Here is a 573-nt window from a genome sequence, read left to right as displayed (position 1 = left end):
GATCACCGCGTCGGCCAGGTACGCGCGCGGCGAGCTGGGGCTGCGCCTCAAGGCCCTGCGCGACGCGGGCGGCCTGGTATTGCGCCAGGACTTCCGCATCCAGGCCCTGGACGAAATCGATGGGCGGCTGCGGGTGACGGGGGCCCCGGTGGACGGCACGGTGCCGGTGATCGACGGCATCGACCGGATCGTCTGCGCGGCAGGTGCCCGGCCCGACCTGGGCCTGGGCCGGGAACTGCGCGTACGCCACGATCCCTGGCTCGAGAGCACGGATGCGCTGGCGCCGCTGATCGATCCCAACGAACACAGTTGCGGCACCGTCCGGCCGCACGGACACCGCGAGCTGGCGCACCCGGAGCCCGGCTATTACGTCGTCGGCGCCAAGAGTTACGGCCGCGCGCCGAACTTCCTGCTGGCGACCGGATATGAGCAGGTGCGTTCCGTCGTCGCCGCGCTGGCGGGCGACCTGGCGGCCGCCGACGACGTCCAGCTCGACCTGCCGGAAACGGGCGTCTGCAACACGCGGCTGGCCTTCGACGACGCCGCGCCAGGGCCGGCGGACGGGTGCTGCGG

Annotated in this window: 1 pseudogene; it reads left to right on the top strand. The window is 73.1% G+C overall.

The features are described 5' to 3' along the window. Positions 1–573, top strand: a pseudogene (locus ACEN88_RS33795) (flavoprotein); the annotation flags it as partial.

The sequence above is a fragment of the Massilia sp. CT11-108 genome, from assembly GCF_047302915.1.
GTDB lineage: Bacteria > Pseudomonadota > Gammaproteobacteria > Burkholderiales > Burkholderiaceae_D > Telluria > Telluria orientalis.
This window is presented reverse-complemented; position numbering and strand designations above follow the sequence as displayed.